Below are 26,127 nucleotides of genomic sequence, written 5' to 3'. Positions count from 1 at the left end.
ATCGAATATTTCTCAACCAATTACTTTTATTACCCAAAATCAAAATTTATGAAGATTAATTTACCTTTAAAATTCTGTTGGTTAACCGCTGCGCTATTAGCTGCAGGCTATACCAACGGCTATTCCAGCCCGATAAAAGCCAAAGGGCACGACAGGGCTGTTCACGCTCAGATGCCGGTGAAAGGAACCATTAAAGACGCCACAACAGGCGAATTGCTGATTGGTGTATCGGTATCTATCAAAGGCACCACCACTGGCGTGCAATCAGATGTTAACGGCGCATTTGCATTAAATGCCAATCCCGGCGATGTACTTGTATGTAGCTACATTGGCTACGTCAGCCAGGAGGTTACCGTTGGTAACGATGCAACAATCAGCGTCTTATTAAAAGCAGATGCAAAACAGCTAAGTGAAGTTGTTGTAACGGCGCTGGGTATCTCAAGGGAATCAAAAACCCTTTCGTACGGGGTACAAACTTTTAAAACAGCTGATGTTAACGCTGTAAAAGACCCCAGCTTAGTTAACACGCTATCGGGTAAAGTTGCCGGTGCGCAGATTACCAAGAGCGCATCAGGCGTTGGTGGTTCAACAAAAGTTGTTTTACGCGGTAACAAATCAATAAGCGGCGATAACAACGCGTTATTTGTTATCGATGGTATTCCTATGCCAAGATTGGAATCTGGCCAATTAGGCTCGTCTTTTGGGGGTATGGACAGAGGTGACGGTATTGAGAACCTAAACTCCGAAGATGTTGAAAGCGTTACTGTATTGCCAGGTTCTGCGGCATCAGCACTATATGGTAACCAGGGATCAAATGGTGTTATATTAATAACTACCAAAAAAGGATTAGCAGGAAAAACTGTAATAAACTTTTCTTCAAACACAACTTTCGAAGATCCTTTTAAGCTTCCTGATTTCCAAAATACTTATGGTCCTTCGTCGGCAGGCGCCAATGATAGCTGGTCGAACACAAAACTGTCGACGCCGTCAACTTTCAATGCAAGAGACTTTTACCAAACGGGTAAAACATTTACCAATTCACTTTCGATACAAACTGGTACAAAAGTTAACCAAACTTATTTCTCGTTCGAAAGCACAAATTCGTCAGGCATAATTCCGGATAACAAATTGGACAAATACAATTTCTCTATTCGCAACACCAGCCAATTTTTAAATGACAAACTTACATTGGATGTATCTGCAAACTATATTCACCAGAATGTAAATAACAGGCCAAACCTGGGATTTTATTATAACCCGATTGTGCCTTTATATCTTTTCCCTCGTGGTGTTGATTTTAATCAATTCAAATCAAATTTTGAAGTTTACGATCCAACCCGGAACTTGATGGTTCAGAACTGGCCATATGCTATCAGCGATATTGCTACTCAAAACCCATACTGGATAGTTAACCGCAACACAAACCAGGATCACCTGGCCCGCTTGCTGGGAACAATATCTGCTAAATACCAGTTTACAGATTGGTTGAACTTGCAGGCACGTGTTAAGGTTGATCGTTCAAACAGCAACTACGAAGCACAAAACTACGCTTCATCAACAACAACATTGGTTGGCTCAAAGGGAGCGTACACTTACAACCCAAGCGGCACAACTCAAACTTATGCTGATGCGATTTTAAACTTCAACAAAAAATTCTCAGACATTAGTGTAAATGCTAACCTGGGTGCAAGCTTACAAAATACTGTAAACTATGGCTCAAACACTTCAGGTAACCTTTTAAATTTTGCTAATTTATTTTCAATTTCGAATATTGACTATACAAGGGTGTTCCCTACTCAATATTCAGATCAGTTGCAAACACAATCAGTATTTGCCACCGCAACTGTTGGATATAAAGACAAATTATTTTTAGACGTTACCGCCAGGAACGACTGGGATTCAAGTTTGGCTTTCACACAGAAAGACAACTATTTTTATCCATCAGTTGGCTTAACCGCTGTTTTAAGCCAGATGTTTAAGCTACCTGAATTTGTATCGTTTGCAAAATTAAGGGGTAACATAACAGGGGTGGGTAACGGTAGTGCCATTTTATATGCTGCTAACCCAACTTTTGCGGTAAGCAATGGTTTAACCAATCCGGTTGGCGCTGAAAAATTCTCTACATTAAAACCTGAACATACAACATCATATGAAATAGGTACCGACTGGAGGTTTTTGAATGACCAGATTACCTTTACCTTAAACGTCTACAGATCGTTCACAACAGACCAGATCTATGGTATCACTCCGTCTGCTGCGACAACCTTTAGCTTATTTTACGTTAACGGTGGTAAAGTACGCAATGAAGGTATAGAGGCAACGTTAGGATACAATCTCAAAGCCGGCGATTTTAGCTGGAAACCAAGTGTTAACTTCTCATTAAACAGGAATAAGATCTTGACGGTTGTTGATTACACCGATCCGCTTTCAGGTCAGCCGGTTGACCTTCAATACCAAACACTTTCAACTGACTATGTAAGCCTTCGCGCTCAAAAAGGCGGTTCGTTTGGTGATTTTTATTCACAAACACTGCTAAAAGACGCGAATGGAAATTACATCACCGATGCTAATGGCCTGCCGCAACGTGGTACCGACTACACTAAAATTGGTAACTATAACCCAACTTTTCTTGTAGGTTTCCAAAACCAGTTTAACTACAAAAACTTTAGCTTAAGCTTCCTGATTGACGGACACTTTGGCGGACAGGTAGTATCCATGACTAATGCGCTACTTGACCAGTACGGCACATCGGCTGCAACAGCTAAAGCCCGTGATAACGGCGGCGTTGATATAAATGGCAAAAAAGTTGACGCAAAAAAATACTTTGACCTTATTGACGGCAGAAACGGCCTTGCGTCAGAATATGTTTACAGCGCTACAAATATCAGGCTGCGTGAGTTAACATTAGGTTATACTTTACCAGGCACATTGTTTAACAATACAGTTAAAAATATCGGCATTTCAGTTATAGCACGTAACTTATTCTTTATTAAGAACAACGCACCTTTTGATCCGGATGCAATGTTATCAACTGCAAATGGCTTCCAGGGACTTGATATATTTAACTTACCTACCATAAGAAGCGTAGGTTTTAAAGTAACTGCCCAATTTTAATTGTGAAATTCATAAACGATATTGAAATGAAAACAAAATATTTAAATAAAAAATTTGGCATTGCCTTAGCTTGTATTGGCTTGGGCTTTACATTGCTTCAATCGGCATGTACCAAAAACTTCGAAAAGTATAATACCAATAAGTATAACCTGACCGATTCATTACTTAAGATTGATGGCGAAGGGCTTGGAACTTTTATGTTGCCAATGGAATTAGGTGTTGTAAACTCAACAAACTATAACTTCCAGGTACAGGAAAACTTAAATGCTGATATCTTTTCTGGCTTTATGATGACTGCTGATGCAGGCTTTAACCCTAACAACCATACTTACGGACTTAATTCAGGCTGGAATACTGCGGCGTTCGATCTCGGTTTTGGTACTATTATGGCTGATTGGGTACAGGTAAAAGCAAGGGTGACCGCAACATCTCAAGATTACCTTGCTGTTGCCAACATATTGAAAGTTGAAGGTATGCACCGTGTAACTGATGTGTACGGGCCAATGCCATATACCCAAGTTGGCGTAAAAGCCTTTTCTGTCCCTTATGACAGCCAGGAAACAATTTACAAAACGTTTTTTGATGAACTTGATTTTGCCATAAAAACACTAACTCAGTATGTTAAAGATCACCCTGGTGCTACTCCATTTAAACCTTATGACCTCATCTACGGGGGTGATTACAAAGAATGGATAAAATTTGCCAATTCATTAAAACTGCGTTTAGCGATCAGGATTTCTATGGTAAATCCAGCCATGGCGAAAACTGAGGCCGAGTCTGCAGTAAGCGATCCGGGAGGCCTGATCACTACTAATGGTGACAACGCTTATGTAAAAGCTGCTAACGGCGTAACATTTACCAATCCCCTATGGTCTGTTTGCTACGAGTACCTTGATATTCAAGCAGGCGCTCCGTTAGAGTGCTACTTACAGGGCTACAATGATCCACGTTTAGCTGCATATTTCGTAAAAAATAAAAATGGCGAATATCGTGGTATCCGTAATGGCATCGTACTTGACAATTCAGACGAATACGCTATTGCAAGTAATTTAAACCTTACCAACACATCTCCTATAAGGTTTATGGCGGCGTCTGAAATCTCTTTTTTAAGGGCTGAAGGTGCTTTACGCGGATGGAGCATGGGCGGTACCCCGCAAAGTTTCTATGAGCAAGGTGTAAATCTTTCATTTGACCAGAGCGGAGTTGCACCAGGTAATTACCTGAGCGATGCTACCAGCACTGAAGCAAACTATGTCGACCTTGTTCGCGCAAGCAACAATGCTTCAGCAGGTTCAAAAGACATCAGTACCATTACCATCAAATGGAACGAAGCTGACACTTATCAACGCAAGCTTGAACGTATCATCACTCAAAAATGGCTGGGTTTATGGCCAGATGGCAACGAAGCATGGGCTGAGCAAAGAAGAACCAATTACCCAGTGTTAATGCGTGTTGTAGTAAACAACAGCCAGGGAACCATCAGCACTGACAACTTTATTCGCAGGCTTCCTTTCTCACAAAAAGAATATGACACCAATAAAGACCAGGTTACCAAGGCGGTTAGCTTGTTAAGCGGTCCTGACAATGGCGGTACCCGTTTATGGTGGGATTTAGCTACCAAAAACTAAATAACATTTAATATTGTTACGGAAGGGCCCTTTTAAAAGAGGGCCCTTCATACTTTAAGAGCCATAGGTTTTAGGGATTTTGGGAGCTTAAAATCGTTTTAAAAAAACACTTTTCTATTATCATATTTATCCTTACATTTGCGGGCTAATTGTTGCTCATTGAAATCGCTAAGAAATTATTCGATTCCTTATACCGGCCTGAAACTGGGGAAGCACCAGTTTGAGTATGTTGTTAACGATGCTTTTTTCGACGAGTTCGAATATTCGCTGGTTAAAAAAGCAAACTTAAACTGCCAGGTTGAGTTGGAGAAACAGGAGACCATGATGATCCTGAATTTTCAGATCACCGGTACAATTGACACAAACTGCGACAGGTGTTTGGCGCAATATCCGCAGCAGGTGGATATACACGAACAAGCCATCGCGAAGTTTAGCGACGAGGAGATAGATGAGGATGAAGAGATCATCACCCTGACAAAAAATGATCACGAGATCAATATAGCAGGGTTGATGTATGAATATATAAACGTTGCTTTGCCGTTTATAACAGTTTGTGATAACGAGGGTAATACACCCTATTGTGATAAGGAAATGCTGGAAAAGCTTAATAACCTTTCAGCAAATACAGAAAAAGATGAGCAGATTGACCCAAGGTGGGAAGCGCTCAAAAAGATTAAATAAAAATATAAATACCAGGTTTTATGCCACATCCAAAACGCAAAATATCCAAATCAAGGAGAGATAAACGCAGAACGCATGATAATGCTGTTGCGCCAACTTTAACTACCTGCAAAACTACAGGTGCCGTACATTTGCCACACAGAGCTTACACTGTTGACGGTAACGTATACTACAACGGTAAATTACTGATTGAGAAGGCAGCTGTAGCTTAAGTTTAATTTTCTGAAATGAAGATTGGCTTAGATATTATGGGCGGTGATTACGCTCCCAAAGCAACCGTTTTAGGGGCAATTGCGGCTTATGATGTTCTGTCTGTTAACCAAAAGCTTGTGCTTATTGGTGACAAGGACGCAGCTATAAGCATTCTCCAGGAAAACAACTTTAACCCGGATCATTTCGAGTATGTACATACAACCGAAGTGATCGGTATGGGTGAGCACCCCACGAAGGCAGTTGTTCAAAAGCCCGACTCCAGCATTGCTGTGGGTTTTAAACTGCTTAAGGAAGGTGCAATTGATGCATTTTCATCTGCCGGCAATAGCGGTGCTATGCTGGTGGGCGCTATGTTTAGCGTAAAGGCAATTCCCGGCGTTTTGCGCCCGGCGATAGCAAGTTTTATACCTAAACTGAATGGCGGTTTGGGTATTTTAATTGATGTAGGCGCCAATGCCGATTGCAAACCCGAATATTTGCTTCAGTTTGGAGTGCTGGGCAGCCTGTTTGCGCAATACATTTATAACATTGACAACCCACGGGTTGCCTTAATGAATATAGGCGAGGAAGAGGAAAAGGGCAATATACTTTGCCTGGCAGCTTACCCGCTTATGAAGGAATCTCCACTTATTAATTTCACCGGTAACGTTGAAGGCCGCGACCTGTTTGGCGACCATGCTGACGTTTTTGTTTGCGATGGCTTTACCGGCAATATAATGCTAAAGCTTGCCGAATCGTTTTACGTTGTTACGCTTAAAAAGAAGATCAAGGACGAATTTTTCGACAGGTTTAACTATGAGCAATACGGTGGCAGCCCTATTTTAGGCGTAAATGCCCCGGTTGTAGTTGGTCACGGCATTTCAAGCCCCGAGGCCATAAAAAACATGGTGCTGCTTTCAAAAAACATGGTTGAAAGCGCCATTACAGATAAAATTAAACTGGCTTTCCAGTAGAGGATATTATAATGAATAAAATTCATGCTGCTATTACAGCCGTGAACGGTTACGTACCCGATTATGTACTTACCAACCACGAGCTGGAAACGATGGTGGACACCAACGACGAGTGGATAACCACGCGTACAGGCATCAAAGAGCGAAGGATATTGAAGGGCGAGGGCCTGGGCACATCAGACATGGCGGTACCTGCTGTGAATGGTTTGTTAAAAAAACGCGGTATTGGGGCCGATGAGATCGATCTGATCATATTTTGTACATCCACACCTGATCGTGTATTCCCAGCTACAGCAAATATATTGGCCGACAAAATTGGCGCTAAAAATGCCTGGGGGTACGACCTGCAGGCTACCTGTTCAGGCTTTTTATTTGGGCTTGCAACCGGTTCTCAATTTATCGAAAGCGGCAAACACAAAAAAGTATTGGTTGTTGGCGGCGACAAAATGTCGTCGATGATTGATTATAAGGACCGCGCTACCTGCATTATTTTTGGCGACGGCTGTGGTGCCGTTTTATTAGAGCCTAACGACGAAGGAAACGGAATTATCGATTCTGTTTTAAAGAGTGATGGTGCGGGTCTTCCATTCCTGCATCAAAAAGCAGGGGGATCTGCAAGGCCGACTTCACACGAAACCATTGACGCTCGCGAACACTACCTATACCAGGAAGGACAATCGGTTTTCAAATTTGCAGTAACCAATATGGCCGAAGTTGCCGCCGAAGTAATGGAGCGCAATAACTTAACGGCCAATGACATAGCATGGCTGGTACCACACCAGGCCAATAAGCGCATTATTGATGCAACTGCCAGCCGAACCGGCGTTAGTTCAGATAAAGTAATTATAAATATTGAACGTTACGGTAATACCACAAACGGAACTTTACCTTTGTGTTTGTGGGAGTGGGAAGATAAATTTAAAAAAGGCGATAACCTTATAATTGCTGCATTTGGTGGCGGATTTACCTGGGGATCGATCTATTTAAAATGGGCTTATTGATGAGCAGTTTTTAAAAAGTGCGAACTATAGAGTTAAAATAATTTTATACTTTTAGTCCGCATTTTTAAGTTTATATCTGTACATCAAAGATATTTTTTCAATAAAAAAATAAAAAATGAGTAAAATTCATGCTGCTATTACAGCTGTACACGGTTACGTACCTGATTATATACTAACTAACCAGGAGCTGGAAACAATGGTAGACACCAACGACGAGTGGATAACCACCCGTACTGGCATAAAGGAACGAAGAATTTTAAAGGGAGAGGGTTTAGGCACTTCAGACCTTGCCGTTCCGGCTGTTGAAGCGCTCTTAAAAAAACGCGGCATCAGTGCCAATGAACTTGACCTGATCATCTTTTGCACCACTACTCCCGACCGTGTATTCCCTGCTACGGCAAATATATTAGCCGATAAAATTGGCGCAAAAAATGCCTGGGGTTACGACCTGCAGGCAGCATGCTCCGGCTTTTTATTCGGATTGGCTACCGGCTCGCAGTTTATAGAAAGCGGAAAACATAAAAAAGTATTGGTTATTGGCGGAGACAAAATGTCGTCGATCACCAATTACGAAGACCGTGCTACTTGCATTATTTTTGGCGATGGCTGCGGCGCAGTTTTGCTGGAACCTAATGACGAAGGCAATGGCATCATCGACTCCATTTTAAGAAGCGATGGCTCCGGTGTACCTTACCTGCACCAAAAGGCAGGCGGATCAGTTAAACCCGCTACGCACGAAACCGTTGATGCGCGTGAACATTTTGCTTACCAGGAAGGCCAGGCGGTATTTAAATTCGCCGTTACAAAAATGGCGGATGTTGCGGCCGAAGTAATGGAGCGCAATCAGCTGCAATCAGAAGATATTGCATGGCTGGTACCGCACCAGGCCAACAAACGCATCATCGATGCAACCGCCAACCGTACCGGTGTTACTGCCGACAAGGTGATCATAAACATAGAGAAGTATGGCAATACAACCAACGGAACAATCCCGCTGTGTTTGTGGGAATGGGAAGACAAATTTAAAAAGGGCGACAACCTGATATTAGCAGCCTTTGGTGGTGGTTTTACCTGGGGATCTATCTATTTAAAATGGGCGTACTAATGTGCAAATGCAGGATAAAAAAGATGTCGCAATATTTCAATTCGCATATTTAAAATCCGCACATTTGCACGGCCAACACGAACATTATTAAATAAGTTTTGTTTATTTGCGTACAACTGACAATTAAATCTAATTAACTAAAGCATTTGCACCTTTGAAATCTGCACAGCCGCATATCAATCATTTGGACATCTGCACATTATCATATAACTTTATCAAAACCAATTAATCCCCGGCATGGATATTAAACAAATTCAGGATCTTATACGCTTTGTTTCCAAATCAGGAGTAAACGAAGTTTCAATAGAGCAGGAAAACTTTAAGATCACAATAAAAACCAATGCGGTTTCAACAATTGTGAATGCAACAGTTCCTGATGTAAGCTATGCGCCTGCGCCAGTTGCAGCTGCCCCTGTAGCAGCTATTCCAGCTGCGGCACCGGTTGCCGATACATCACACTACATCACTGTAAAATCGCCGATGATTGGCACTTTTTATCGTTCTGCAAGCCCTGAAAAGCCATTATTTGTGAACGTTGGCGATGAAATAAAACCGGGCTCAGTGCTTTGTATTATTGAAGCAATGAAATTATTTAATGAAATTGAATCGGAAGTATCCGGTCGGATCGTAAAAATACTGGTTGATAACGCATCGCCGGTTGAATATGACCAGCCGTTATTTTTGGTTGAACCTATGTAATTATGATTGATTGCACCGATCTTAAAAAGATTACACCGATTTTTTGATTAAGAATTGAATCGGTGAAATCGTCAAGCAATCGGTGAGATCACAAAAATCAAACTATGTTTAAAAAAATATTAATAGCTAACCGGGGAGAGATTGCCTTGCGAATTATTCGCACCTGTAAGGAAATGGGCATAAAAACCGTAGCTGTATATTCAACTGCCGACAGGGACAGCCTTCACGTTCGTTTTGCTGATGAAGCTGTTTGTATAGGCCCCCCTCCAAGCCGCGATTCGTACCTGAATATTCCGAACCTGATATCGGCAGCTGAACTTACCAATGCAGATGCTATTCATCCGGGCTACGGGTTTTTATCAGAAAACGCAAAGTTCTCTTCTATATGTGCCGAATACGGCATCAAATTTATTGGCGCTACCGCCGCACAAATAAACGCCATGGGCGATAAGGCCTCGGCTAAGGAAACCATGAAAAAAGCCGGCGTGCCCTGCATTCCGGGTTCCGAAGGTTTACTAACCAGTGTGCAGGAAGGCATCGCAATCTCAAAAAAAATAGGTTATCCCGTTATATTAAAGGCTACTGCCGGTGGTGGTGGCAGGGGTATGCGTATTGTTTGGAAGGATGAAGAGTTTGAAAATGCATGGGATAGCGCCCGTGCAGAATCAGGCGCAGCCTTTGGCAACGATGGCATGTACCTTGAAAAATATGTGCAGGACCCGCGCCACATCGAGATCCAGGTAGTTGGTGATCAATATGGTAAAGTTTGTCACCTTTCAGAACGCGACTGCTCTATTCAGCGCCGTCACCAAAAGTTGGTTGAAGAATCTCCGTCGCCGTTTATGACAGAAAAGCTGCGTAAAAAAATGGGCGAAGCTGCCATCAAAGGCGCGAAGGCTGTAAAATACGAAGGCGCGGGAACTGTTGAGTTTTTAGTTGACAAAGACCGCAACTTTTATTTCATGGAAATGAATACCAGAATCCAGGTAGAACACCCCGTTACCGAGGAGGTTATTAATTTCGATTTAATAAAGGAGCAGATAAAGGTTGCCGCCGGCATCCCGATCTCGGGTAAAAACTACGAACCGATATTACACGCAATTGAGTGCCGTATCAATGCCGAGGATCCGTTTAACAACTTCCGCCCGTCTCCGGGTAAGATCACCAACTTCCATTCACCCGGTGGTCATGGAGTGCGAATCGATACCCACGTTTACAGTGGCTATGTGATTCCGCCTAACTACGACTCGATGATCGCAAAGGTTATTTGTATGGCCCAAACCCGCGAGGAGGCACTGGCAACAATGGAACGTGCATTAAGCGAATTTGTAATTGAAGGCGTAAAAACAACCATTCCATTCCATTTGAAATTATTGCAGGATCCTAATTTCCGGGCGGGCAATTTCACAACCAAGTTTATGGAAACCTTTGAATATTCAGAATAAAAAACCGGGGTATAAAAATTAAACGTATTTAATGTTCCGGGCGCTTCAAGCCGGTTTTTATTTCAAAAATGGCCAATTTAGGTAAAAAGCTGATCCAGGCGATCAAGGATAAAGGAAACAAGTTAGAAGGTGAAATGTCGTTCTTTGAGCACTTAGAAGCTTTAAGATGGCACCTTATCCGCGCAGCGTTAGCCATAGTTGTATTTTCGGGGGTATCATTCGCTTATTACGACCAGATTTTTAGTGGCATAATCATGGCGCCCGCCCATACCAGCTTTTGGACTTACCGCATGATGTGCGGTATGGGAGACTTTTTCCAGAGCATATTACCTTCTATATTCAAAGCAAAGGACTTTTGTGTAAACAGTATCGATATACAGCTGATCAACACTGAAATGGCTGGCCAGTTTACGCTGCAGATCAACTCATCGCTAATGATCGGCCTTGTGTTAGGTATCCCTTACTTATTCTGGGAACTATGGAGATTCATTAAGCCGGCGCTGCACGAAAAGGAAAGAAAGGCTGCAAGCGGTTTTGTGTTCTATGCCTCGTTATTATTTCTGTTAGGAGTGTTGTTTGGCTACTATATAATTACGCCGCTATCATTGCGTTTTTTGGCTGGCTATAAAGTAAGTGATTCTATTCAAAACCTATTTTCCATTGACTCTTATCTTTCATCCGTATCTACCTTAACCCTGGCGACAGGAGTGGTTTTTCAGTTGCCAATTTTGGTGTATATTGTTGCGAGCCTTGGCTTTTTAACGCCAAAGCTAATGCGCAGCAGCAGACGCTATGCCATTGTTATAATATTGATCATTGCTGCAGTGGTAACACCAACTCCTGATGCACTTACCATGACTGTGGTGGCTATTCCATTATTTGTTTTATACGAATTAAGTATAGTAGTTGCAGGTGTTGTTGAAAGACGACGCAAGGCCAAGGAACTAGCATCATAATTGATTTGCGGATTTTTGATGTGCGGATGTGCGAATGACCTTTAGGCTCGCAAATCCGCACATTTTATTTATAAGGCATTTTCCACCATCCTGGTAATTTCTTCATCCGCACATTTGCATATCCACGCATTCGCACATCATCTTCCTTTTCTTTCCCACAAAAATTTTACCTTCGCCACTTACAATAATCATTAAATTTGATGTTATGAATAAAGGGCTAAAGATTGCAATTGGCGCTGATCACGCCGGGTTTGAATATAAACAAGCATTGATTGAAAGCCTGGATGTTTCAGAAGTTAAAGATTTCGGAACCTATTCCGATGCTTCGGCAGATTATCCGGATTTTGCTCACCCCGTGGCCCTGGCTGTTGAAAGCGGCGACTTTGATTTCGGGATCCTGGTATGCGGCAGCGCTAATGGTGTTGCTATAACAGCAAACAAACACCAGGGCATTCGCGCAGCTATCTGCTGGAATGAAGAGCTGGCTGTACCTGCCCGTAGTCACAACAACGCAAATATTGTTTGCATCCCGGCACGCCACATTTCTATCGAATTGGCAAAAAAAATCGTGGAGATATTTCTAAGCACCGAGTTTGAAGGCGGGCGGCACGCAAACAGGGTGAATAAGATTGCTTGTTGAGGGTAGTGGTTGGAGGTTAGCCAGATGGTAATCTCGCGTTATGGCTCAAATGCTAAACCATTTTGGCCATGAACCATCAACTATGAACTAAAGAAACTAACTGACCAAAAATGAATAAATTATTCCTGACACTAACCGCATTGGGTGTGGTTACCAGCGCCTGTGCGCAACAAAACCCCACGGCCATGAAGTACGCTTCAATTATCAGCGCCGACCTGGCTAAGCAACACTTAAGTATCATTGCTTCCGATGCCTATGAGGGTCGCGAAACCGGCAAACCCGGTGCCGATAAAGCCGCGCATTACATCGCCGATGAGTTTAAATCATTGGGCTTGCAGCCGATTGTAAAAGGCTCTTATTTTTTGGATGTACCTGTGGTACAAAACTCATTTAAAGTAAATTCATTTACCGTAAACGGCACAGCATTAACCAGCGGCACCGACTTTACCGCAAGGGGTGGCGCGGGCACAAAGACAATTGATGCAAAGGATATTGTGTTTATTGGCTACGGAATAAGCACCGACAGCTATGACGACCTGAAGGGAATGGACCTTACCGGTAAGGTAGTCATGTACATCAGCAACGGCGAGCCGATGAACGATGGCAAGTCAAAAATCACAGGTACAGATAAACTATCTGACTGGAGCGGACAACGCAGCAGGAAGCGTACGCAACTGATCCAAAGTAAAAACCCTTTGTTAATGCTGGCTGTATCACCAACCCCGGCGGCGCTTCGCCCAGGTGGTGGTGGCCCGCCGCGTTCTCTTCCGATGACAGTGAAACAGGACGGCCCGACGCCAGCTGTAGTATACACAATCCCACAGTCTACTGCCGACCAGATTTTAAAAAGCACCGGCAAAACTATTGCCGATTTAAAGGCCGCAATTGACCAAACCGGAGCACCGCAATCCCAAATAGTTAAAGCCGATGTTTCTACATCTTATGCCACCGAGGAAATCCCGGTTAAAGCTGTTGACGTGTTAGGCTATTTGCCGGGCAGCGATCCTAAATTAAAAAATGAGGTGCTGGTAATTTCCGCGCATTATGATCATATCGGCCTGATGCCTGAAGGTTCAAAGGATATGGTGAATAACGGTGCGGACGATGACGGTAGCGGAACAACTGCCATAATGGAGATTGCACGTGCATTTTCAAAAGCTAAAAAAGATGGTCACGGCCCTAAAAGGAGCATCCTGTTTTTAGGGAATGTGGGCGAGGAAAAAGGTCTGCTGGGTTCACAATATTATACCGATCACCCGGTAATTCCGTTGGCTAACACCATTACCGACCTAAATATCGATATGATCGGTCGTGTTGGTACCGAATATATTGGCAAGGCCGATTCTGCAAATTATGTATACGTAATCGGATCAGGAATGTTAAGCACCGATCTGCATAACGCGGGCGAGAAAGCCAATAAAACCTACACCAACCTTATTCTGGATTACAAGTATGATGATCTGAACGATCCGAACAGCTTTTATACCCGCTCTGATCATTATAACTTCGCCAAACATGGCGTACCGATAATCTTCTACTTTAACGGCGTACATGCGGACTATCACAAACCCGGCGACGAAGTAAGCAAGATCAACTTCCCGCTGCTGGCTAAACGCGCACAACTGGTTTATTATACTGCATGGGATTTGTTAAATGCTGATAAACGCCCGGTTGTAGACGGTAAGAAATAGCCTCAAATCATCGGGCTGTAATGGCTTGGCTACAGAAAAGCGATAGGTTATCCTGTCGCTTTTTTTATTATAGTAATTTGGTTAATTTCAGCCACTAAATTAAAACCATGAAGAAATTTATACTATCACTTTCGTTTGCCGGTTTGGTAACCGGGGCCTTTGCACAGCAGGACCCAATTGCCATGAAATATGCACCAATCATCAGTGCAGACCTGGCAAAAAAACATTTGAGCATCATCGCATCTGATGCCTACGAAGGCCGCGAAACCGGTAAACCAGGTGCCGACAAAGCCGCCCATTATATTGCCGATGAGTTTAAATCATTGGGCTTACAGCCAATTGTAAATGGTTCATACTTTTTTGATGTCCCGTTAAGCGAAAATTCGCTGAATGTTTCATTTTCAGTAAACGGCGCGGCATCAACTAATGGCGATGACTTTTTTGCCTATAAGCCAGCAGCCGACCGAACTTTGGACGTTAACGAAATTGTATTTGTAGGATACGGTACCGATACTGAAATTGCCGGCACCGACCTTACCGGTAAAATTGTTTTATGGATAAACGAGGACAAACCCGAAGCAGGCAAAACACCTAATACAAGTTTCCGCGCTACTCCTGCCCGTGCATTGATCTTAAAAAATCTGCAAAGCAAAAGCCCCGCTATCATTTTGGCAGCAAACGGCGGCATGGCCGATCTGCTTAAAAAGAACAAAGGTTATATCACTGCCGCACGTTTAGGCATCAAGAAAGATGCCGGCACCGAAGTTGATAAAACCCCGGGCGTATTCTGGATTACAACCGGCTTAGCCGATCAACTGGTAAAATCAAGCGGTAAAACTTATGACGCGCTAAAAGCAGCCGGAGCAAATGCACAGACCATAAAAGCTGATGTTAAACTGAGCTACAAAACCATAACTAAGGATGTAAAAGCAGTTGACGTTTTAGGTTACCTGCCCGGCAGCGATCCAAAATTAAAGGATGAAGTGGTAGTAATCTCAGCACACTATGACCACATCGGCCTAATGCCTGAAGGTACTAAAGGCGACCGCGTAAACAATGGCGCTGATGACGACGGCAGCGGAACCACCAGCATTATGGAAATTGCCCGCGCATTCTCAAAAGCTAAAAAAGATGGCCACGGTCCGCGCCGCAGCATCCTGTTTTTAGGGAATGTGGGCGAAGAAAAAGGCTTGTTGGGGTCTGAGTACTATACCGATCATCCGGTAATTCCTTTGGCTAATACAATTACAGATTTGAACATAGATATGGTTGGTCGCGTTGGTACCGAATACATCGGAAAGGCTGACTCTGCCAACTACGTGTATGTAATTGGTTCGGGAATGTTGAGTACCGACCTGCACAATGTGAATGAAAAAGCCAATAGCACGTACACCAAAATGGACCTGGATTATAAATATGACGACCCTAATGATCCAAACAGCTTTTACACCCGCTCAGACCATTACAACTTTGCCAAACATGGCGTACCGATCATATTCTATTTCAACGGTGTACATGCCGATTACCATGGCGTTGGCGACGAGGTGAGTAAGATCAACTTTCCGCTGTTAGCCAAACGCGCGCAATTGGTGTTTTATACTGCATGGGACTTGCTGAATGCTGATAAACGCCCTGTAGTTGATAAGAAATAATGAATAATTGATTTTTTAGATTGGGTTGATTAGGTTAATTTTTGTCACAAAATAACTTATTCAACCCAATCAATTATTCACTTAATCAACTAAATCCCCTAACTTCGCAAATATGGGAAGCACGGCGGATGAATTTTTGGTAGCCTCGGAGGAAAAAGCTTTCGACATGGGGCACCGGCGCATTATCAATTACAATATTGGTAAATATGATGCTGCAGTTGAGCGCGGATTATCGAAAATCATCAACCTTGAGAACACCAAGCGCAAGGCCCACGCCATCAAGTGGAAGGTGATGGAAAACCTGGACAAGCTGCTCCCGGAGTTTGAAGCCAACTTTCAGAAACGCGGCGGCAAGGTAATTTGGGCAAATGATGCCGAAGAAGCTAACCGCGAGATCCTGAACATCATCAAAAAAGCCGGCGCCAAAACTGTTGTAAAATCAAAATCGATGGTTACCGAGGAAATTCAATTGAATGAGTTCCTTGAAGAACACCACATCGAATCATTGGAAACTGATCTTGGAGAATACATTGTACAATTGCTGGGGCAAAAGCCTTACCATATTGTTACGCCTGCCATGCATCTATCTAAGGAAGACATCGCAAAGCTCTTCCACGAAAAGTTCGGCACTCCGCTTGACTTTACACCGCAACAACTTACCCAAAAGGCGCGCGAACTGCTGCGCGAAAAATATGTACAGGCCGACGTTGGCATTACCGGCGCCAACTTTTTACTTGCCGATACCGGCAGCATCGCCATAAGCGAAAATGAAGGAAATGCGCGTTTAAGTACATCGTTCCCGAAGATCCATATTGCGGTTGTTGGGATCGAGAAACTTATTCCCTCAATAACTGATCTCGACCTGTTTTGGCCGATGCTGTCAACACATGGAACAGGGCAAAACTTAACAGTATACAACACCATATTGAGCGGCCCGCGACAGGCTGACGAAACTGACGGACCGGATGAAATGTACGTTGTTTTGCTGGATAACGGTCGCACTAACCTGCTTGCGCAAAAGGACCAGCGCCAGGCTTTGTATTGCATTCGCTGCGGGGCCTGCTTAAATGCATGCCCGGTTTATAAAAATATTGGCGGGCATACCTACGAAGCTACTTACAGCGGCCCTATCGGGTCCATCATAACGCCACACATGGCAGGCATGGAAGAGTTTAAGCACCTCAGCTACGCCTCCAGTCTATGCGGAAAATGTACCGAAGTATGCCCTGTAAAAATCGACATCCACAAGATGCTGCTGCTCAACCGCCGTGATGCGGTAAACGAGATGCTGGTAACAACCAAAGAAAAATGGGGCTGGGCTTTCTGGAAAAAAGGAATGCTAAACCGGAAGTTTACAGATTTTTTTAGCGGCAAAACAAAAAACTTTTTACTCCGCCGGTTCTTCAAAAAAACATGGGGCCATTATAGGGAGATGCCGACCGTTGCTGAAAAATCATTCAGCCAGCAATACCAGGAGAAGAATGGATTTGGTGACTAGTTAATTGGAGACTAGAGATCAGAGGTTAGGAAAACCGCGACAACTAATCTCTAATCAACTAATCACTAGTCTCTAACCCCCTAATGCTTATTTCCGAATCCAAATTCCTTGTAAGTATTTGGTAATTCTTCTGAACTGCTGAAGGGGAATGTGAATGAGGTCCACCAGCTTTCAAAATCGGCATCCTTGTCCTTTGTTGGCTCGATCCTAACAGCGCGAAGCAGGTAAACGCCCTCACGACTAAGATTAAATGTTACCTCGCCGTCATTATTGGTAGTTAGGTTTTGGGTATAAACATTACCGGTAATAGTTTTTATATAAAGCTCCATAGCAGTAGATGCCGCTGGCTTGCCCATAAATTGCAGTACTGCAATCATGTCGTCACCGTATTGCTTATCGTACGGGTTCTTCTTTAAAATTATTTCAAAATCCTCATTCAGCACCTTTTCGTAAGCTTTACCATCCTGGTTATCAACGGAAACCAGTGTTTTTAAATAGCGGGTGTATTTTTCCTTTACCCTGAACTGGTTTCCACTTTTTACCTTTTCAGCCATTTTATCCAGGCCCTGGTTATTTAAAAACTCTGCATAGGCATCCCGCGAGGTAAAGCTAAACTCATATCCTCTCGTCATTTCAATTAGCGACTGACCGGGAAGTGTCATTTCATAAGTTAATACCGGGGTTACGGTGTCTTTAGCCGCTTTAGTTAAATCAAGTTTCTTTGATCCGTTATATAGCATAAAACGGGTGGTTTTAGTCGGCTGATAGCCAATTTCGGCATCTTTTACAAAGGTGTCCCCTGTTAATAAATGCAAATTCATTTTATCGCCCTTATGCATAAAGAACATTTCGGGCAACAGGAAATAATCGTGCGTAGTGGCAGCTATTCCAATAGCGGCTGCGAGTATAATAAGTAAAATTGGAGCGTGTTTTTTCATTTTGTCGTTCATAGGTTCAGTTGTTCATTAGTTCATTGGTGCAATATTTTACATCCGGTTGAACAGTCCCGATTTGTATCCTATAATAGTACCTAAGCACTTAATGCTGAATTAAACCGCAAACTACCAATAAAAATCCGGCTATCAGTAATTGAACTTTCAACCAATGAACTGATGAACCAGTAAACCAATGAACCAACAACCAAACATACAAAGTTTTAAAAACTTCAGTAGTTTTACCAAATGATTTTCGACCGAAAAAACCTAAATAGTAACCAACTGCTTGAATTTTATAAGAAGTTACTATGGCCGCGCCTTGTTGAGGAGAAGATGCTGATCCTTTTACGGCAGGGCCGCATTGGCAAATGGTTTTCGGGAATTGGACAGGAGGCTATCGCGGTTGGCAGCGCCCTTGCCATGAATAACGATGAATATATTTTGCCGATGCACCGCAACCTGGGTGTGTTTACCACGAGGGATATCCCCCTTTCACGGCTGATGGCCCAGTGGCAGGGCAAGGCTTCCGGCTTTACCAAAGGCCGCGACCGCTCCTTTCACTTCGGTACACAGGAATATAAGATCATTGGAATGATCTCGCATCTTGGGCCGCAATTGGCATTGGCAGATGGCATTGCCCTGGCGGATGTTTTAAGTAAGCGCAAAAAGGCAACCCTTGTATTTACCGGCGAAGGGGCCACCAGCGAAGGTGATTTTCATGAAGCCCTAAACATTGCAGCCGTTTGGAAACTGCCCGTGATATTTTTGATAGAGAACAATGGCTACGGGCTCTCGACCCCGGTAAGTGAACAATACAACTGCAGATACCTGGTTGACAAAGCCATCGGCTACGGCATGGAAGGCCGCCGCATTGACGGCAATAACCTGCTTGAGGTTTACCATACTGTAAGTGAGCTTGCAGCGAGCATGCGTGAAAACCCGCGCCCCGTTTTGCTGGAGTGTATGACGTTCAGGATGCGGGGACATGAAGAAGCTTCCGGCACCAAATATGTTCCCCAGCATTTATTTGACATCTGGAAAGAAAAGGATCCGCTTCGCAATTTTGAAACCTATCTGCTGGATGAAGAGATCCTGAGGCCTGAATGGGTCCCGCAAATGAGGGCCGAGTTTATTGCACAGATTGAAGCGGAGATTGAAAAGGTTTTCAGCGAGCCTGATATTATCCCCAATGTCGAAACAGAAGTAAAGGACATGTACGCACCGTACACTTTTCCTGCGTTTCAACCTTCCATCTCTTCAACAACTAACAAACGTTACATTGATGCGATCAGCGACGGCTTAAGGCAGAGCATGCGCAAGCATGATAACCTGGTGATAATGGGCCAGGATATAGCCGAATATGGCGGTGCATTTAAAATCACCCAGGGCTTTGTTGAGGAGTTTGGCCGCGGACGGGTGCGGAATACGCCCATTTGTGAATCCGGCGTGGTTGGGGCTGCGATGGGGCTGGCCATTAACGGATATAAAGCTGTTATGGAAATGCAGTTTGCCGACTTTGTGACCGTTGGCTTTAATCAAATTATAAATAACCTCGCAAAAACGCATTATCGCTGGGAGCAGGGCGTAGACGTAGTGATCAGGATGCCGGCGGGTGCCGGTACTGGGGCCGGCCCGTTCCACTCGCAAACAAACGAGGCCTGGTTCACAAAAACCCCGGGGTTAAAAGTGGTTTACCCGGCATTCCCGGCGGATGCCAAAGGGTTGCTAATGGCCGCCATTGACGACCCTAACCCGGTGATGTATTTTGAACATAAATATTTGTACCGCAGCACCAGCGGCGAGGTACCCGATGGCGATTATTACATAGAGATAGGTAAGGCTAAGATAATACAGGAAGGCAAAACAGCCAGCATCATTACTTATGGGCTCGGTGTGCATTGGGCAATTGAATACGCCACCAAACACCCGGAATTGTCTGTTGAAATAATTGACCTGCGCAGTTTGCAGCCCTGGGATAAGGACACTGTTGAGGCAAGCGCTAAGAAAACCGGTCGTGTGCTTATTTTACAGGAAGATACCCTGACCAACGGCTTCGGCGGCGAAATTGCAGCGCACCTGGCAGAGAATTGCTTTAAATACCTGGATGCTCCGATTATGCGCTGCGCAAGTTTGGATACCGCCATCCCCATGAGTAAGGCGCTTGAGGAACAATTTTTAGCGAAGGCCAGGTTGAGCGAGACGATGGAGAAGCTGCTTAATTATTAATAGACACTAATGCTCACGAATTTTTTCGAATTACACGAATTGGAATTGCAAAATTCGGCAATTACTTTTCTGTGGCATGTTTAATTCATGAAACTCGATTCAATTCGAAAAATTCGTGTCTTTCCCTTCGTTAAATTTTGTTAAACTTATTATTGTTTAATACCCATATCGATAATAATAACAGATAAACTTTTACCTTTAGGCTTAGGTTTCTTATTTTCGCGGGTGGAGAGTGTTGGAACTTTGTTACTCACTCACAATTAACCACTCGCAACTGACAATACTATGGAAGAATTTGAAGCAAGCGCATCGGCAAAAAAAACAAAAACGATATATATATCTACCGTTTTTGGAATTGCCATGGTGCTGTCAATGATAGGGTTATTGGGGTTGATCCTGGTTGAGGCAGAAAACCTGTCAAGGTATGTTAAAGAAAATATTGTACTAAATATTTTTGTTGACGATGCCGCGCATGAAACTGATGTTTTACAACTGCAGAAGCAAATAGAAAGCAATATCATGGTTAAGCAAACCCAGTATGTAAGCAAGGAGCTTGCTGCACGAAACCTGCAAAAGGATTTGGGTGAAGACTTTGTAAAATTCCTGGGTTATAACCCATTGTCGCAATCGCTTGATGTTTACCTTAAGGCCGAATACGCCAACAATCCCGATATTGAAAAGCTTAAGGCCGAGTTGCTTAAAAATCCGTTGGTGAAGGAGGTTAAATACCAAAAATCATTGGTCGACCAGATGAATGAAAATATTACCACCATAAGCCTGATCATACTTGTATTTGCGGGCATATTCGTGGTGTTGTCTGTAGCGCTCATTAACAATACCATCAGGCTGGCTATCTACTCTCAGCGCTTCCTGATAAAATCAATGCAGCTAGTTGGCGCAACAAAAGGGTTTATCCGTAAGCCATTTATGCTGTATGGCATCTGGCACGGGCTATTGGGCGGCCTTATCGCCATCCTGATTTTAATAGGCACACTTTCATTGGCTTACAAAGAAATCCCTGACCTGATAATCCTCAGGAATTATACAGAATTCGGGCTGATATTCGTAGCAATAATAGGTATAGGGATCTTTATTTCGGGATTCAGCACCTTTTTGGCAGTTAACAAATTTTTACGTTTAAAAATATATAATTTATATAGGTAGTGCGGGAGGTAAAAGCTGAAAGGCAGCTTCATTATTCACTAATTCAGTCATTCACTAATTAAAAACATGGCACAGAAAATAACCAAACCGGCTACTCCGGTTAAAACTACAGCCGCTGCTAAACCTGCCTACAAAGCACCAGAAGCGAAACCGGTTAGCTTTATATTCGACAAAGGCAATTACCGCCTGCTTATCATCAGCATTGCAGTGGTAGCGTTTGGCTTTATATTAATGAGCGGTACTACCGACATCTACAGCAACACCAAAATTGTGATTGCTCCTTTGGTAGTATTGGGCGGATTCGCGCTGGGATTTTTTGCCATCTTCAAAAAACCATCTGTAAAAGCTGATTGAGCTGATATAAGTGAGTGGTTGATTGAGTTAGATTCTCAACAGCGCACTTAATTTAATCAACTTAGTTAACTCAATCCACCTAATCAACTTTCTCCTACCCCTATGAACATTATCCACGTTATAGTCCTGGCCATTATTGAAGGGATTACCGAGTTTCTGCCTGTGTCCTCTACCGGGCACATGATCATTGCATCATCAATAATGAATATTGCATCTGATCCCTTCGTAAAGCTATTTACCATTGCCATTCAATTAGGCGCTATCTTATCGGTAGTGGTACTATATTACAAGCGTTTTTTGAAATCGCTTAACTTTTACTACAAGCTGTTTGTCGCGTTTATACCTGCGGCAATATTCGGGGTGCTTTTCAGCAAAAAAATTGACAATTTGCTTGAAAGTGCTCTTACTGTAGGCATCACTATGTTTGTTGGCGGGATTATCTTGTTGTTTGTTGATAAATGGTTTAATAAACCCACCGTTACCGAAGAAAAGGATATCAGCTACGCAACAGCCCTTAAAATAGGCTTCTTTCAATGCCTGGCCATGATTCCCGGCACTTCGCGTTCTGCAGCCTCAATTGTTGGGGGGATGTCGCAAAAGCTAACCCGTACCGCTGCTGCAGAGTTCTCCTTCTTCCTGGCTGTGCCAACCATGTTTGCTGCGACAGCAAAAAAGCTTTGGGATTTTCACAAGGATGGCCACATTTTCACCGGCGAAGAGATCAAATACCTGGCTATCGGCAATATAATTGCATTTGTAATAGCGATGCTTGCCATAAAATCTTTTATCACCTTCTTAGAGAAAAAAGGATTTAAGCTATTTGGCTGGTACAGGATTATTTTAGGCGCAATAATCATCGGCCTTATTGCCAGCGGGCATAATCTGCAGACAGTATAAGATATTGCAGCGCCACGCTTAAGCGGTTAACCTTCAAGTATCATTTCTTACCCAGTCCGCCTACGCGGGTGGCATTATCCTTGGCAAAGGTGTCCCAACCAGAGTACGACTTTTTGCTGCCCGAGGTGCCCTTGCCGGTGGGGATCCGCTGAAATGAATGGCACACGGCCACAGCAAGCCCGTCAGTAGCATCTAAAAAATCAGGCGTTTCGTTAAACTTAAGAAGGGTTTTGAGCATCGCTGCCACCTGTTCCTTGGTGGCGTTACCATTGCCGGTTATGGATTGCTTTATTTTGCGGGGAGCATATTCGGTTATGACCATGCTGCGGGATAATGCAGCGGCTATTGCCATACCCTGCGCACGGCCCAGCTTCAGCATCACCTGGATGTTTTTGCCATAAAAGGGCGCTTCAATGGCAAGGCAGTCGGGGTTGTAGTTATCAATCAGTGCAACAGTTTTTTCAAAGATGCGCTGCAGCTTCAGCATGGGGTCGTCAATCTTTTCCATCTTCACTACCCCAAGGCTTATCAGTTCAATTTTTGTGCCTACCTCCTTTACCAGGCCATAGCCCATCACCACTGTTCCCGGGTCAATACCTAATATTATGCGTTCCTTTTGGAGTTCCATTTAGAGACCAGCGACTGGAGATTAGAGATTAGTTAAAATTTAAAAGCGCAAGGTATCAACAAAATCAAACATTGCCTAATATTTGATCTGTGCTAAATACTCCATCCTCAGTATCATCCTTGCACCCATAGAGGCCAAGTGATCGGTGTGGACCTGGCAATCTATCAGATCATAGCGCCCGCTTTTGCACAGATGAATTAACGCCGACTTTGACGCATTACTCACGAGGCTGAACATACTCTCGCCACAAAAAACATTACCCACCTGCACGCCATATAAGCCGCCTATTAACTCTTTGTTCTGCCAAACCTCCACTGAGTGGGCATGTCCTTTTTTATTAAGGTTGATGTATGCAGCCTGCATATCGGGGGTTATCCAGGTACCATCCTGGCCGGGGCGTTCCATCTTTGAACAGGCAGCTATTACCTGTTCAAAGCATTCATTTACAGTAATTGTAAACATTCCCGATTTTAAAACCCGCTGCATCGATTTGGAAATTTTCAACTCATCGGGGTAAAGCACAAACCTTTCATGCGGCGAAAACCACAAGATCGGTTCGTCCTCGCTGTACCACGGGAAGATGCCATTTTGATAAGCCAGCAGCAGGCGCTCTTCCGAAAGATCGCCGCCAATAGCCAGCAAGCCGTCGTCCTCCGCCAATGCGGGATCGGGAAAAAGCAAACGTTCATCCAGCCTGAAGATCATCAGGGCAAATTTACGCCTTATGCCGTATCACCAGCTTTTTATTTTGCGCCTTGGCTACCGCATCCATATACTGCTGCATCTCGGTGTATTTGGCCGCAGGGATAACGTGATTGGTTAGCTTAAAGCTGGCCTTGCTGATAACCTGGTTCTTTGCAGCATCATAAGTGTAGTTAATGTCGTACGAACCATAGCTAAACTTCAGACTTTGATTTGCCGGCAGGGTTTCCACTTCAAAGCCCGTTGGCAGGTCAATGGTGGTGGTGCATGATTTTTGCAATGGAAAATCGAAATAATAATCGGTTTTTCTTTTTTCCTCAATGGGTACAGTACCGCGCCACAGGCTAAACGCCATAGGCTTATAGAATTGCTTGTCGCCCGACATTACATCGCAAAACTTATCATATTCCATGTTAAGGCTTATCTCCTTCACATAATTAGCGTCTTCGCCCGATTTATAGTCAAATGCAGCGGGCTGCTTTATATTCAAATCGCGCAGCAAAAATTCTTTTTGCTCGTCCTCCTTAGTAGCAGCCATGCCTATATACATCTCGCGGTATTCACCTGTGCTTAAGATCTTTATAGCTGTTTTAGCGCCACCGTCGGCATCAAGTATAATATGTGCTTCGCCGTTAAACTGGTTATCTGCCATTTTACTACGGGGCGTATTTACCAGTTTGCCACCGTCATCCCCAATTAACAAAGCTGTGCGATTTTCTGTAAATGCGCTCGGTTTACCAAATTGTGTTGTGTTGCTGGTGCACTCCAGCCAGGTTGTATCTCCTTTAAAAGGAATACACAGAATAACATGGTTAAAATAATTAAACGGGAATGAGAAGTCAGCAGGCTCTTTGTTGGGTTCCGCGTTTACCACGGCGTAGTTTGATGGGATGTTAACCGCTTTAAGCAGCGCATTCATATAATTTGAAAGAGCCTTACAATCACCATATTTTTTTTCATCAACAAACTTTGCCGGGAAGGGCTTTAAACCGCCTATACCCAGCTGAACGCTAACATAGCGCATGCTTTTTTGCATGTACCGGTACAGGAACTCGGCTTTCGCTTTGTCCGTTTTAATGGTGTCCGTCATTTTGCGGATCTCTTCTTCGCGCTGAGGTGCTAATGTACAAACATCCGAATTCAGACCCTTTATAAATTTACCAAAGTTTTGCCACGTTGTAAAATCACCTTGAACACCATAAAACTGGAAATTATTATCGGCGAAATAAATAGCGGGTAAAACCCGCCATGAAACAGCCCCTTCTTCCATTTTAAAAGCTTTCAGGTTCGAAACCTTCCAGGTGTAATCACTCACGTTACCTGTTATGGTTTTAACAGGCTTGGCAATAGTGTTTCGGTTGAGATACCGAAAGCCCGCATCGTTGTTTATCTGGATGTGATAACTTGCATTTTGTACCGCTTGCTCATTACCCTGCATATACCATCTTCCAAGGTCGAGCGAGCTGCTTATATCCTCCTCATATTCCTGCTCAATTGTACATGGATAAGATGCTATTGTGTGCCGCACACCAAGAAATCTTTCGTCTGACACCAGCTCTCCGCCATTTGCGGCACCGTCGTACATATCGCCCTTATGGTATTTTTTTATTGAGACGCCCTTGTCATTATAAACGCGCATCTCAATATCGCTGAAGGTGTCGTATTTCTTGCTGTAACCCAGCACCATTACAGCCTCCTTATCGCCTTTTTCATTTAATACGGTAACAATTGAGTGCTTCCTGATCACTAACCTTCCCGGGCCTTTCACAACCATATCCGTTCTATCATAACGAACCACAGAGTTGGCACTTTCTTTTAATGAATCAGGAATGCCCGTAGCGCTATACAATGTAGGGTCTATCTTTTCATCCTGCGCGTGGGCGCAAATCGTTGTAAGCAGTACAACTCCGGTAAAAAACAGTAATCTTAAATATCTAACACACAT

Annotated in this window: 22 protein-coding genes; 18 read left to right on the top strand and 4 right to left on the bottom strand. The window is 43.6% G+C overall.

What is annotated here, in order from left to right; translation table 11 throughout:
• Positions 1-48 precede the first annotated feature (48 nt).
• The 14 genes from KXD93_RS07935 (at position 49) to KXD93_RS07870 (ending at position 17,276) form a co-directional block, all read left to right on the top strand.
• The gene (locus tag KXD93_RS07935) at positions 49-3,114 is read left to right on the top strand and encodes a SusC/RagA family TonB-linked outer membrane protein (protein WP_258136451.1); all 3,066 of its coding nucleotides are present in this window, start codon (positions 49-51) and stop codon (positions 3,112-3,114) included.
• A 26-nt stretch (positions 3,115-3,140) separates the two neighbouring features.
• A complete protein-coding gene (locus KXD93_RS07930; RefSeq protein WP_258136450.1) occupies positions 3,141-4,742 on the top strand; it encodes a RagB/SusD family nutrient uptake outer membrane protein in 1,602 nt (533 codons plus the stop codon).
• 159 nt (positions 4,743-4,901) lie between these two features.
• The gene (locus KXD93_RS07925; RefSeq protein WP_258136449.1) at positions 4,902-5,423 is read left to right on the top strand and encodes a YceD family protein; all 522 of its coding nucleotides are present in this window, start codon (positions 4,902-4,904) and stop codon (positions 5,421-5,423) included.
• Positions 5,424-5,443: 20 nt separating this feature from the next.
• A complete protein-coding gene (gene rpmF / locus KXD93_RS07920; RefSeq protein WP_073407314.1) occupies positions 5,444-5,635 on the top strand; it encodes a 50S ribosomal protein L32 in 192 nt (63 codons plus the stop codon).
• A gap of 15 nt (positions 5,636-5,650) precedes the next feature.
• Complete coding sequence (gene plsX, locus KXD93_RS07915; protein ID WP_258136447.1) at positions 5,651-6,589, top strand: phosphate acyltransferase PlsX; 939 nt, start codon at positions 5,651-5,653, stop codon at positions 6,587-6,589.
• Positions 6,590-6,600: 11 nt separating this feature from the next.
• Complete coding sequence (locus KXD93_RS07910) at positions 6,601-7,590, top strand: beta-ketoacyl-ACP synthase III (protein WP_258136446.1); 990 nt, start codon at positions 6,601-6,603, stop codon at positions 7,588-7,590.
• A 115-nt stretch (positions 7,591-7,705) separates the two neighbouring features.
• Positions 7,706-8,695, top strand: a complete 990-nt coding sequence (locus tag KXD93_RS07905) for a beta-ketoacyl-ACP synthase III (protein ID WP_258136445.1) — start codon at positions 7,706-7,708, stop codon at positions 8,693-8,695.
• Positions 8,696-8,932: 237 nt separating this feature from the next.
• Entirely contained in the window at positions 8,933-9,394 is a 462-nt protein-coding gene (gene accB / locus KXD93_RS07900; protein WP_258136444.1) for an acetyl-CoA carboxylase biotin carboxyl carrier protein, read from the top strand.
• A gap of 104 nt (positions 9,395-9,498) precedes the next feature.
• The gene (accC, locus tag KXD93_RS07895) at positions 9,499-10,839 is read left to right on the top strand and encodes an acetyl-CoA carboxylase biotin carboxylase subunit (RefSeq protein ID WP_258136443.1); all 1,341 of its coding nucleotides are present in this window, start codon (positions 9,499-9,501) and stop codon (positions 10,837-10,839) included.
• 68 nt (positions 10,840-10,907) lie between these two features.
• Entirely contained in the window at positions 10,908-11,795 is an 888-nt protein-coding gene (gene tatC / locus KXD93_RS07890; protein WP_258136442.1) for a twin-arginine translocase subunit TatC, read from the top strand.
• A 205-nt stretch (positions 11,796-12,000) separates the two neighbouring features.
• Entirely contained in the window at positions 12,001-12,435 is a 435-nt protein-coding gene (rpiB, locus tag KXD93_RS07885) for a ribose 5-phosphate isomerase B (protein WP_258136441.1), read from the top strand.
• 110 nt (positions 12,436-12,545) lie between these two features.
• A complete protein-coding gene (locus tag KXD93_RS07880) occupies positions 12,546-14,126 on the top strand; it encodes a M28 family peptidase (RefSeq protein ID WP_258136440.1) in 1,581 nt (526 codons plus the stop codon).
• A gap of 107 nt (positions 14,127-14,233) precedes the next feature.
• Positions 14,234-15,778, top strand: a complete 1,545-nt coding sequence (locus KXD93_RS07875) for a M28 family peptidase (RefSeq protein WP_258136438.1) — start codon at positions 14,234-14,236, stop codon at positions 15,776-15,778.
• Between the two features lie 112 nt (positions 15,779-15,890).
• Positions 15,891-17,276, top strand: coding sequence for a LutB/LldF family L-lactate oxidation iron-sulfur protein (locus KXD93_RS07870; protein ID WP_258136437.1), 1,386 nt, complete (start codon positions 15,891-15,893; stop codon positions 17,274-17,276).
• A gap of 80 nt (positions 17,277-17,356) precedes the next feature.
• Here KXD93_RS07870 and KXD93_RS07865 read toward each other — a convergent pair whose 3' ends face one another.
• On the bottom strand, positions 17,357-18,214 hold the full coding sequence (locus tag KXD93_RS07865) for a DUF4198 domain-containing protein (protein WP_258136436.1): 858 nt from the start codon (positions 18,212-18,214) through the stop codon (positions 17,357-17,359).
• 243 nt (positions 18,215-18,457) lie between these two features.
• Here KXD93_RS07865 and KXD93_RS07860 point away from each other — a divergent pair, with 243 nt between their 5' ends.
• The 4 genes from KXD93_RS07860 to KXD93_RS07845 all read left to right on the top strand — a co-directional run bounded on the left by KXD93_RS07860 (position 18,458) and on the right by KXD93_RS07845 (position 22,852).
• Entirely contained in the window at positions 18,458-20,437 is a 1,980-nt protein-coding gene (locus KXD93_RS07860) for an alpha-ketoacid dehydrogenase subunit alpha/beta (protein WP_258136435.1), read from the top strand.
• A 285-nt stretch (positions 20,438-20,722) separates the two neighbouring features.
• Positions 20,723-21,601, top strand: a complete 879-nt coding sequence (locus KXD93_RS07855) for a cell division protein FtsX (protein WP_258136434.1) — start codon at positions 20,723-20,725, stop codon at positions 21,599-21,601.
• A 66-nt stretch (positions 21,602-21,667) separates the two neighbouring features.
• On the top strand, positions 21,668-21,955 hold the full coding sequence (locus KXD93_RS07850; protein WP_258136433.1) for a DUF3098 domain-containing protein: 288 nt from the start codon (positions 21,668-21,670) through the stop codon (positions 21,953-21,955).
• 102 nt (positions 21,956-22,057) lie between these two features.
• Positions 22,058-22,852 carry an undecaprenyl-diphosphate phosphatase gene (locus KXD93_RS07845; protein ID WP_258136432.1) on the top strand — a complete coding sequence of 265 codons (795 nt, stop codon included), beginning with the start codon at positions 22,058-22,060 and terminating at the stop codon, positions 22,850-22,852.
• 40 nt (positions 22,853-22,892) lie between these two features.
• On the opposite strand, the gene ruvC is transcribed toward KXD93_RS07845, so the two are convergent.
• The 3 genes from ruvC to KXD93_RS07830 form a co-directional block, all read right to left on the bottom strand.
• On the bottom strand, positions 22,893-23,480 hold the full coding sequence (gene ruvC, locus KXD93_RS07840) for a crossover junction endodeoxyribonuclease RuvC (protein WP_258136431.1): 588 nt from the start codon (positions 23,478-23,480) through the stop codon (positions 22,893-22,895).
• Between the two features lie 75 nt (positions 23,481-23,555).
• Positions 23,556-24,185: a leucyl/phenylalanyl-tRNA--protein transferase gene (gene aat, locus KXD93_RS07835; protein ID WP_258136430.1), complete on the bottom strand. Its 630-nt coding sequence runs from the start codon at positions 24,183-24,185 to the stop codon at positions 23,556-23,558.
• 10 nt (positions 24,186-24,195) lie between these two features.
• Positions 24,196-26,127, bottom strand: a complete 1,932-nt coding sequence (locus KXD93_RS07830; RefSeq protein ID WP_258136429.1) for a DUF3858 domain-containing protein — start codon at positions 26,125-26,127, stop codon at positions 24,196-24,198.

Source organism: Mucilaginibacter phenanthrenivorans (genome assembly GCF_024721155.1).
Classification (GTDB): Bacteria; Bacteroidota; Bacteroidia; order Sphingobacteriales; family Sphingobacteriaceae; genus Mucilaginibacter; species Mucilaginibacter phenanthrenivorans.
This window is presented reverse-complemented; position numbering and strand designations above follow the sequence as displayed.